This is a genomic window from Mycobacterium sp. THU-M104 (assembly GCF_049197365.1).
GTDB lineage: Bacteria > Actinomycetota > Actinomycetes > Mycobacteriales > Mycobacteriaceae > Mycobacterium.
In genome coordinates this window covers 1-9,125 of the sequence record NZ_JBMIOP010000105.1, presented here as the reverse complement: position 1 = coordinate 9,125, position 9,125 = coordinate 1, and the positions used below count along the sequence as shown (strand labels likewise).

The window sequence follows — 9,125 nt, the reverse complement described above, 5'->3', positions numbered from 1 at the left end:
CGTCGCCCGCGCCGAGCCGGTCCACCATTGCGGCCAGGTCTTTGACACGGTGCTGGCCGTCCGCGTCGAACGTCGCGAAAAGCCGCGCCCCGGGCTGCTTTCGGGCGTACTCGACGCCGGTCTGGATCGCGGCGCCCTGACCCAGGTTGACCGGATGGCGCACCAGGTGGGCCCCGGCCCGCAGCGCGATGTCGCCGGTCCCGTCGGTGCTGCCGTCGTCGACGCAGACGACGTGGTCGAATACCGCACGGACGTCGGCGATCACCTCACCGATGACGGCGGCCTCGTTGAAGGCGGGGATGACGATCCAGGCGTCGGGATAGTGCTTTTCGATCCCCATAACCTACACCCAGGACACCGTTGCGCCGGGGAAGCGCCCCGCACGCGAGAGTGCCACGACATGCACAGCGATCCCTACCAGCGGACCACACAGCAGGCCGATCACGGTACGGGCCGGCAGCGGCAGCGGCACCATCAGCAGCAGTCCCGACGCCGCCGTCGCGACGACCCAGCCGAGCGAATATGCCTGGTGCAGCGCGGCCGCGACCGCGGCGGCACCCGTCAGCGTCAGCATCGCGATGGCCACCGCGGCGGCGGTCAGCCAGGCCAGCAGCGCGCCGCTCGCCTGGTACTGCGCCCCGAACCCGACGCGCAGCAACCACGGCCCCACCACGCCCGCCGCCAGAACTCCGAGGACCCCGATGCCGCCGATCGCCCCCGCCGGTGCGAGCAGTGCCCGCAGTCGGTCGTTGCGCTCGTCGACGAAATGCGCGATCAGGTTGCCCTGCATCGCGGTCAGCGGCACCAGCAGCGGCGCGCGGGTCAACGTCACCGCCAGGATGATCACGCCGCCCTGTGCCCCCAGTTCGGCGCTGGTCAGCTTCAGCAGCACAGGGAACCCCATCACCAGGATCGCGCTCGCCCCGGCCGCGGTGATCGAATGGGTGGCGCCCCGCAGGAAGGTCGCCGCGCCGCCGGGTGTCCGCGCGCGGGCCGCGAGCCGAGCCGCCGGCGAGGCCACCAGCATGATCAGCCACGCCACCGCGCCGGCCACGGTCGCCCACAGGAACCCGGCGAGTCCCCAGCCGAGCGTGAACGTGGCGGCGGCGACCGACACCCGGATCACCGCATCGGTGACCATCAGCGCCCCGTACTGCGTCCATTGGTCGGTGCCGGCCAGCATGCCCAGCAGCGTGGCGTGCAGACAGAACCCGGCCAGCCCGACGCCGAGCAGCGCGACCGACAACCAGCGCTCGGCCACGAACACCCGGGGGCTCCACAATGGCGAGCTCCCGGCGATCACGACCGCCGCGGCCACCCCGACCAGCGCGGCAATCCGCAAGGGATGGGTGCGGGTCCCGTTCGGGCCGGGCGGGGTGTCGGAGCCGGCGAAGTGGCGGTTCGCGCGGACCTCCCGCGTGGTCTCCTGCAACAGCCCGTTGGTCGCGCCGGTGACCAGTCCGAACGCGCCCCAGAACACCCCGAACACCGAGAACCCGCCGGGGGCCAGGTCACGGGCGGCCAGATAGATGATCGCGTAGCCGCACAGGGCGGTCAGCGCGGTCGCAGCGCCGACGCGGGCCACGCTGCCGCGAGCGACCGGGCCGCTGGTGGCTCCGACTTCGGTCACCGGGACGACACCCCTGGCCGGCCGACCCGATGCAACGACACAGTCTGAAGATAGTGTGTCGCCGTCGGCGCGCGGCGACGGCGATCGGTTTCGCTAGTGTTGGCGGCTGTCGGGAAGGATTCATGGCCTCGTTCCGCACCTTCGGGGTCTCGCTGTTGCTCACCGCGGTAGCCCTTGCACTCGGATACGCCCACGGCGGCACCAAGGACCTGTTCTTGCTGCTGGCGTTGGCGGTGCTCGAGGTTTCGCTGTCCTTCGACAACGCGATCATCAACGCCGCGCTTCTGAAGCGGATGAGCGCGCGGTGGCAGCGGATGTTCCTGACGGTCGGCATCCTGGTCGCGGTGTTCGGGATGCGGCTGCTGTTCCCGCTGGTCATCGTCTGGGCGAGCGCCGGCATCGACCCGGTGCGCGCGATGGAGCTGGCGCTGCATCCGCCGGCGAACGGCGCCCTGGTGTTCCCGGACGGCTCCCCGAGCTACGAGAAGCTGATCATCGCCGCGCACCCCCAGATCTCCGCGTTCGGTGGGATCTTCCTGTTGATGCTGTTTTTGGACTTCGTCTTCCACGACCGAGAAATCAAGTGGCTCAAATGGATTGAGGTCCCCTTCGCCCGTGTGGGGCGGCTCGGCCAGGTTTCGGTGGTCGTGGCCGGGACCGCGCTGATCCTGGCCGGCACCCGGTTGACGCACTCCAGCGATGAACGTGCGACGGTGTTGACCGCCGGAGTGCTGGGCCTGGTCACGTACCTGGTGGTCAACGGGCTCAGCCGTGCGTTCCGGCCGTCCGATGCGGAGACGGCGCCGACCCTCAGCGCGGCGGTCGGCGGGGCCGGTCTGATGCTGTTCCTCTACCTCGAGGTTCTCGACGCCGCCTTCTCGTTCGACGGGGTCACCGGCGCCTTCGCGATCACCTCGGATCCGATCGTCATCGTCCTGGGTCTGGGAGTGGTGGGCTCGATGTTCGTGCGCTCCATCACCATCTATCTGGTCCACCAGGAAGCGCTGGAACGCTACGTCTATCTCGAACACGGCGCGCACTGGGCGATCGGCGTGCTGGCCGTGATCATGCTGGTCTCGATCGAACCCCGCTATCAGCTACCAGAAATATTCACCGCGTCGGTCGGTGTGCTCGTCGTGGGGGCGGCGTGGACCTGGAGCGTGCTGCGCAACCGCCGCGACTCCAGGTCCGCCGCCTGACTTCCTCCCGCGGTGTCAGTGCCCCTGGGCCTTGAACCGCTCGATCGAGCGCTGGATCTCGGCCTCCGCGTCGGCGCGGCCGACGAAGTCGGCCGCCTTGACGAACTTGCCCGGCTCCAAGTCCTTGTAGTGCACGAAGAAGTGCTTGATCGCGTCCAGTTCGAACTCCGGCACGTCGCCGATGTCCTGGAACTGGTCCCAGCGGTGGTCGCCAGCTGGCACGCACAGAACCTTGTCGTCGCCGCCCTTCTCGTCGGTCATCCGGAACATTCCCACCGGACGTGCCTCCACGATCACACCGGGGAACACCGACTGCGGCAACAGGACCATCGCGTCCAGCGGGTCGCCGTCCTCGCCGAGGGTGTCGTCGATGAAGCCGTAATCGGTCGGGTAGCCCATCGAGGTGTAGAGGTAACGGTCCAGCTTCAGCCGCCCCGTCTCGTGGTCGACCTCGTACTTGTTGCGTTGTCCCTTCGGGATTTCGATCGTCACATTGAATTCCACCGTGCTTTGGCTCCTTTGTCTCGTTGTGCTTTGTCTGGTTCCGCCCTGTTACGCATCCACCCTATTCGATGCGTTGGCCGACCCGTTCGGCACAATGGGGTCAGACAATCAGGAGAGTGATGGGCCCTACTCGCTGGCAAAAATCGACCCACGTGTTGATCGGGTTGGCCGTGCTGGTGTTCGTGGCCGCCGTGGTCGGGGCAGCAACGTTCCTCACCAGCAGCGGGCACCGTGCCGGCGGCGCACGGGCCACCGTCGCGCCGCCGCGACCGCCGACGGTGACGCCGGGGCTGATGCCGGTCGGCGACACCGCCGAGATGCCCAGCGCCGCGGGCATGGCGGCGGCATTGACGGCCCTGGCCGGCGATCCCAACCTCGGCAGGCTGGGTGGGCGCGTCACCGATGCCTTGACCGGCACGGAGCTCTGGCAGGTGGCCGATGACCTGCCGCTGGTGCCTGCCTCGACCAACAAGATCCTGACCGCGGCCGCGGCGCTGCTGACGCTGGACCGGCAGGCCCGGATCGACACGCGGGTGGTGGCCGGTGGCCAGAACGCGCAGGGGCCGGTCGTGCTGGTCGGTGCCGGGGACCCGCTGCTGTCGGCGGCGCCGCCGGACGTGGAGACCTGGTACAAGGACTCGGCACGCATCAGCGACCTCGCCGAACAGATCCGTCGTGGCGGCGTGACACCGACCACGGTGCAGGTGGACACCTCGGCCTACAGCGGCCCGACGCTGGCGCAGGGCTGGGACCCGGCCGACGTCGACAACGGCGACATCGCGCCGATCGAGCCGGTGATGATCGACGCCGGGCGCATCCAGCCCACCACGGTGAACTCGAGACGGTCGCGCACACCGGCTCTCGACGCCGGTCGGGAACTGGCCAAGGCCCTGGGCCTCGATCCCGGTGCCGTGACGATCGCCACGGCACCGTCGGGGGCGCGGCAGTTGGCCGTCGTGCAGTCGGCACCGCTGATCGAGCGGCTCTCGCAGATGATGGAGCACTCCGACAACGTCCTGGCCGAATGCATCGGGCGCGAGGTGGCAGGCGCCATCAACCGGCCGCGCAGCTTCGCCGGAGCTGTCGACGCGGTGACCAACCGCCTCAGCGGCGCGCACGTCGACACCGCCGGCGCCACGCTGCTGGATTCCAGTGGGCTCTCGGTCGAGGACCGCTTGACGGCCAAGACGCTCGACGGCACGGTGCAGGCGGCCGCGGGGCCGGACCAGCCCGGGCTGCGGGCGCTGCTGGATCTGCTGCCGGTCGCCGCCGGCAGCGGGACGCTGGGCGATCGTTTTCTCGACTCGGCGAGCAACCAGGGCCCCGCCGGCTGGCTGCGCGCCAAAACCGGCTCGCTGACCGGCGTCAACTCGCTGGCCGGGGTGGTCACCGACCGCAGCGGACGAGTCCTCACCTTCGCGTTCCTGTCCAACGATGCGGGCCTCAACGGCCGCAACGCGATGGACGCGCTGGCGGCCAAGCTGTGGTTCTGCGGATGCGCGACGTGACCGCGGGGCCCGACCTGACGCTGGGGACGGCCGTCGACTGGGGTTTTGCGGCCACCGTCGGGCAGCGGCTGGCGCGGCCGGGCCCGCCGTTCAGCGAGTACACCCGCCGCCAGGTGGTCGATGAGCTGACGGGCGCGGCCGCCAAAGCCGAACCGCCGGTGCGCGACGTCACGGGCCTGGCCACCAACGGATCGGTGCCGGCAGCCCGCATCGTCGACCGCCCGGCGTGGGTTCGGGCCGCGGCCGAGTCGATGCGGGTGATGACCAACGGGACGGAAAAGCCGCGGGGTTTTCTCACCGGCCGCGTCACCGGTGCGCAGACGGGCGCGGTGCTCGCGTTCGTCTCCTCGGGAATCCTCGGGCAGTACGATCCGTTCGCGGCAGCCAAGGAGGGCTGCCTGCTGCTCGTCTATCCGAACGTGATCGCCGTCGAGCGGCAGCTGCGAATCGACCCTTCGGACTTCCGGCTGTGGGTTTGCCTGCACGAGGTGACTCATCGCGTGCAGTTCACGGCCAACCCCTGGCTGGCCGATTACATGTCCGGGGCTCTCGGGCAGCTGACCCAGGGCGCCGGCGACGACATCGGGCAGCTCACCGCCCGGCTGGCCGACTACGTGCGCAGCCGCGGTGCGGGCGCCGATGCCGGATCGTCGGGGATTCTGGGCCTGGTGCGGGCCGTGCAGTCCGAGCCGCAACGCGAGGCCTTGGATCAGTTGCTGGTGCTGGGGACGCTGCTGGAGGGCCATGCCGACCATGTGATGGACGCCGTCGGGCCGGTGGTGGTCCCGTCGGTGGCGACCATCCGCCGCCGCTTCGACGAGCGCCGCCACCGCAGGCAGCCGCCGCTGCAGCGGGTGCTGCGCGCCCTGCTGGGGCTTGACGCCAAACTCAGTCAGTACACCCGCGGCAAGGTGTTCGTGGACCATGTGGTGGGTCGGGTCGGAATGCGGCGGTTCAACACCGTGTGGTCAGGGCCCGACACGTTGCCGCTGCCGGCTGAGATCGACGAGCCTCGGCGATGGATCGACAGGGTCCTGTAGCGCAGCTGCGCGCCGCCGTCGAGGCGTTCGCCGTCGCCTACCTGCCCAGCGAGCCCCCCGGCGGCGGGCGTTGGTGTGTGGCGCTGTCCGGTGGCCCGGACTCGCTGGCGCTCACCGCCATCGCCGCGCAGCTGCGGCCCACCACCGCGCTGATCGTGGACCACGGCCTTCAGCCCGGCTCGGCAGACGTCGCGCAAACCGCCCGCAAACAAGCGATCGCATTGGGATGTGTTGATGCACAGGTTCTTTGCGTCCAGGTTCGCGCGCCGTTCGGCCCCCAGGGCGGTCTCGAGGCGGCCGCGCGTGCCACGCGCTACGCGGCGCTGGGCGCCCACCGCGACGGTCCGGTGCTGCTGGGTCACACGCTCGACGACCAGGCCGAGACGGTGTTGTTGGGGCTGGGCCGCGGCTCCGGGGGGCGTTCGCTGGCCGGGATGCGCCCGCACGACCCGCCGTGGTGCCGGCCGCTGCTGGGGGTGCGCCGCAGCCTGACCCACGCCGCGTGCCGCGAGCTGGATCTGTCGGCCTGGCAGGATCCGCACAACGCCGACCGCCGTTTCACCCGGACCCGGCTGCGCCTGGACGTGCTGCCGCTGCTCGAGGACGCGCTGGGCGGCGGGGTGGCCGAGGCGCTGGCCCGCACCGCGACGGCGCTGCGGGAGGACACCGAGTTGATCGACTCGCTCGCCGCGCAGGCGATGCCCGAGGTGCGCACAGGCGCGGACCTCGACGCCCGTGCGTTGGCCGGTTTGCCCGCCCCGGTCCGGCGGCGGGTGATCCGCGGCTGGCTGCTGGACGGCGGGGCGATCGGTCTGCGCGACAAGCAGATTCGAGGCATCGACACTCTGGTCACCGGGTGGCGTGGGCAGGGCGGGGTGGCGGTCGGGTCGGCCCTGCGTGGTCAGCGGCTGATCGCGGGGCGGCGCGGCGCTGTCCTGGCCATGTGGCGCGAGCCGGTGCACCAGCCGTTTCGGTGACCGCGATATCTGAGCCGCCGTTGGTTATTCGCGCTCCGGCATGGCACGCTGTGCTCGTGGCGCAGACCTCCTCGGCGATCACCCCGGCCCAGCCAACGGAGCTCTACCCCGGGGATATCACGTCGGTGCTGCTCACCGCGGAGCAGATTCAGGCCCGGGTGGCCGACCTCGGCGAGGAAATCGGCACGCACTACCGCGAGCTGGTCGCCGAGGCCGGGCAGGACCTGCTGCTGATCACCGTGCTCAAGGGTGCTGTGATGTTCGTCACCGACCTGGCGCGCGCCATCCCGGTTCCGACGCAGTTCGAGTTCATGGCGGTCAGCTCCTACGGGTCCTCGACATCGTCGTCGGGTGTGGTGCGGATCCTGAAGGATCTGGACCGCGACATCCAGGGCCGGGACGTGCTGATCGTCGAGGATGTCGTCGACTCCGGCCTCACGCTGTCCTGGCTGCTGCGCAACCTGAGCAGCCGGCATCCGCGGTCGCTGCGGGTGTGCACGCTGCTGCGCAAGCCCGATGCGCGGGGCGCCAACGTCGAGATCGCTTACGTGGGCTTCGACATCCCCAACGACTTCGTCGTGGGTTACGGCCTGGACTATGACGAGCGCTACCGCGACCTGTCGTACATCGGCATGCTGGACCCGCGGGTCTACCAGCAGTAGCCCGGCCGCAGTCCAGCCTCCACACCGCGGCCACCGAGAGGCTCACCGTCTGGCTGGCCGGGTTCCAGCGGAACGGCGGCCGGCATGGCCTTCTGGGCGCCGGGCGCGGCCCTCGGCTCGGCGCTGTCCGTGGATTCGCAGACGGTGGTGCTGACGTCCTTGCGCTCGATCCGGGCTCCGGCGAGCGCGCCGGGGACCGCCTGCTGGCGGTCGTTGGTCTGATCCATCGCCGCGGTGACGTCGGGTGCGGTGAACTCGATGCCGACCTGGACGGTCAACGTGTCCGGGACGCCCTGGACGTGCCCCGAACCGACCACGGTCCCCTGGCGGGCGCGCGCCCCCGGCTTGGATGGGGTGGTGGGAGTCGCACGCCGACACCGTGGCGATGGCAGCGCCGGCGGCATCATGACAGCTACCACTCAGCTGTCTGGTGCTATCTGGTCGTAGGCGTCGACTCGCCATGTCCCATCCACCAGACTCAGCTGATTCCAGCATGCCGTGCGCTGCTGGACCCGACCGAGCGACGGATCCAATTGCTCTAACAAGGTCTGGTTGAACGCGTCATGAGAAACCAGGATGATGGGACCGGGCGCGCGTTCGGCGACGAGTTCGAAAAACGCCCGCTTCGCGCGTTCTGCCAGGGCAGTACGTGGCTCGACTCCTGGAGCGGAATCTACGCTTCCATATTGCTTTTCGACTTCGGCTCGGGGATGTCCGGTCATCGGCCCGTAGTCACGGTCGTTCAGACGCAAGTCGACGCTCACCGGGATGCCGGCGGCTCGGCCAATGGCCTCCGCAGTCGAGACCGCCCGCTGCAGAGGACTGGACACCACCGCCGTCGCACCTTTGGTTGCGAGCACTTTGGCCAGCCGCTCTACCTCGGCAAGGCCGACTTCGTCCAGCGGAGGATCGCTCAATCCGCGCAGCCGGCCCTCGGCATTGAACGCCGTACGGCCATGACGCGCCAGGTAAACTCGCGACATTTCTTCAGTCATTTCTCTCCTTTGCCCGGGTTTGTCGGGGTCCTGAAATGCGTTTTCGGCAACTCATCCGGAACTGGGACGGCGGAAGACGAGGACGGGACACGCGGCGTGTTGGACGCAGTGCTGGCTGACCGAACCCAGCAGCATTCCGGCGAATCCGCCCCGGCCCCGGCTGCCTACGACAAGCAGGTCTGCTGATCGCGAGGCCTCGGTGAGAACATCCGCTGGCTGTCCCTTGACCACGCGAAGATTCACCGGAACCGACGGTGGTTCGCCCAAGACCTCGGCGACTACTTTCTCCAACGTCTTACGCGCATCCGCGGTCGCGTCGTCGTCGGTGTAGTCGACATAAAATCCGTAGGAGGATGGCGTTTGCCATGTGATCACGGCCTGCAACTCACCGGCACTGAGGCGGGCCTGGTTGGCTGCCCAACGCAGCGCGTCCGCACTGGCTTCCGAGCCGTCTATCCCGACCACGATAACTGGGTGCGCTTCGGTCATCTCCGGGCTCCGGTGCTGTCAAGTTCCTGCAGGAAGCGTTCTGTGACCTCTGGTCCGGTGGAATGCAGCTGGATGGAAAGCTGCAGGAGTTTGTCTTTTGCTTGCTTGGGCAGTAGTTCGA

10 protein-coding genes and 1 pseudogene are annotated in these 9,125 nt (G+C 69.3%); 5 read left to right on the top strand and 6 right to left on the bottom strand.

Features of this window, described 5'->3' with window-relative positions:
• Both ACOJVU_RS09865 and ACOJVU_RS09860 read right to left on the bottom strand, forming a co-directional pair.
• The coding region (locus tag ACOJVU_RS09865; RefSeq protein ID WP_421529606.1) for a glycosyltransferase family 2 protein at positions 1 to 340 on the bottom strand (340 nt) is incomplete at its 3' end.
• 3 nt (positions 341 to 343) lie between these two features.
• Positions 344 to 1,630: a hypothetical protein gene (locus ACOJVU_RS09860; RefSeq protein WP_421529605.1), complete on the bottom strand. Its 1,287-nt coding sequence runs from the start codon at positions 1,628 to 1,630 to the stop codon at positions 344 to 346.
• Positions 1,631 to 1,752: 122 nt separating this feature from the next.
• On the opposite strand from ACOJVU_RS09860, the gene ACOJVU_RS09855 reads away from it, so the two are divergent.
• Positions 1,753 to 2,829, top strand: a complete 1,077-nt coding sequence (locus ACOJVU_RS09855; protein WP_421529604.1) for a DUF475 domain-containing protein — start codon at positions 1,753 to 1,755, stop codon at positions 2,827 to 2,829.
• Between the two features lie 15 nt (positions 2,830 to 2,844).
• Here ACOJVU_RS09855 and ACOJVU_RS09850 read toward each other — a convergent pair whose 3' ends face one another.
• Positions 2,845 to 3,333: an inorganic diphosphatase gene (locus ACOJVU_RS09850; RefSeq protein ID WP_421529603.1), complete on the bottom strand. Its 489-nt coding sequence runs from the start codon at positions 3,331 to 3,333 to the stop codon at positions 2,845 to 2,847.
• A gap of 119 nt (positions 3,334 to 3,452) precedes the next feature.
• On the opposite strand from ACOJVU_RS09850, the gene dacB reads away from it, so the two are divergent.
• The 4 genes from dacB to hpt are packed head-to-tail and all read left to right on the top strand — an operon-like array spanning position 3,453 to position 7,520.
• Positions 3,453 to 4,841 (top strand): D-alanyl-D-alanine carboxypeptidase/D-alanyl-D-alanine endopeptidase, encoded by a 1,389-nt coding sequence (dacB, locus tag ACOJVU_RS09845; RefSeq protein WP_421529608.1) that lies wholly within the window; start codon positions 3,453 to 3,455, stop codon positions 4,839 to 4,841.
• A complete protein-coding gene (locus ACOJVU_RS09840; RefSeq protein ID WP_421529602.1) occupies positions 4,829 to 5,881 on the top strand; it encodes a zinc-dependent metalloprotease in 1,053 nt (350 codons plus the stop codon). The genes dacB and ACOJVU_RS09840 overlap by 13 nt, the downstream gene beginning before the upstream one ends.
• Positions 5,860 to 6,858 (top strand): tRNA lysidine(34) synthetase TilS, encoded by a 999-nt coding sequence (tilS, locus tag ACOJVU_RS09835; protein ID WP_421529601.1) that lies wholly within the window; start codon positions 5,860 to 5,862, stop codon positions 6,856 to 6,858. The genes ACOJVU_RS09840 and tilS overlap by 22 nt, the downstream gene beginning before the upstream one ends.
• Before the next feature lie 50 nt (positions 6,859 to 6,908).
• On the top strand, positions 6,909 to 7,520 hold the full coding sequence (hpt, locus tag ACOJVU_RS09830) for a hypoxanthine phosphoribosyltransferase (protein WP_421529607.1): 612 nt from the start codon (positions 6,909 to 6,911) through the stop codon (positions 7,518 to 7,520).
• 143 nt (positions 7,521 to 7,663) lie between these two features.
• Here the strand turns inward: hpt and ACOJVU_RS09825 are convergent.
• The 3 genes and pseudogenes from ACOJVU_RS09825 to ACOJVU_RS09815 all read right to left on the bottom strand — a co-directional run.
• Positions 7,664 to 7,982, bottom strand: a pseudogene (locus ACOJVU_RS09825) (SIMPL domain-containing protein); the annotation flags it as partial.
• Positions 7,940 to 8,515: a histidine phosphatase family protein gene (locus ACOJVU_RS09820; protein ID WP_421529600.1), complete on the bottom strand. Its 576-nt coding sequence runs from the start codon at positions 8,513 to 8,515 to the stop codon at positions 7,940 to 7,942. The gene ACOJVU_RS09820 and the pseudogene ACOJVU_RS09825, both read right to left, overlap by 43 nt.
• A gap of 51 nt (positions 8,516 to 8,566) precedes the next feature.
• Positions 8,567 to 9,004: a universal stress protein gene (locus tag ACOJVU_RS09815; RefSeq protein ID WP_421529599.1), complete on the bottom strand. Its 438-nt coding sequence runs from the start codon at positions 9,002 to 9,004 to the stop codon at positions 8,567 to 8,569.
• Positions 9,005 to 9,125: the final 121 nt, after the last annotated feature.

Bases quoted from the DNA above. Each gene is read 5' to 3' on its own strand.
- ACOJVU_RS09855 (WP_421529604.1), top strand. From the start codon at position 1,753: ATGGCCTCGTTCCGCACCTTCGGGGTCTCGCTGTTGCTCACCGCGGTA.
- dacB (WP_421529608.1), top strand. From the start codon at position 3,453: ATGGGCCCTACTCGCTGGCAAAAATCGACCCACGTGTTGATCGGGTTG.
- ACOJVU_RS09840 (WP_421529602.1), top strand. From the start codon at position 4,829: ATGCGCGACGTGACCGCGGGGCCCGACCTGACGCTGGGGACGGCCGTC.
- tilS (WP_421529601.1), top strand. From the start codon at position 5,860: ATGGATCGACAGGGTCCTGTAGCGCAGCTGCGCGCCGCCGTCGAGGCG.
- ACOJVU_RS09820 (WP_421529600.1), bottom strand. From the start codon at position 8,515: ATGACTGAAGAAATGTCGCGAGTTTACCTGGCGCGTCATGGCCGTACG.
- ACOJVU_RS09815 (WP_421529599.1), bottom strand. From the start codon at position 9,004: ATGACCGAAGCGCACCCAGTTATCGTGGTCGGGATAGACGGCTCGGAA.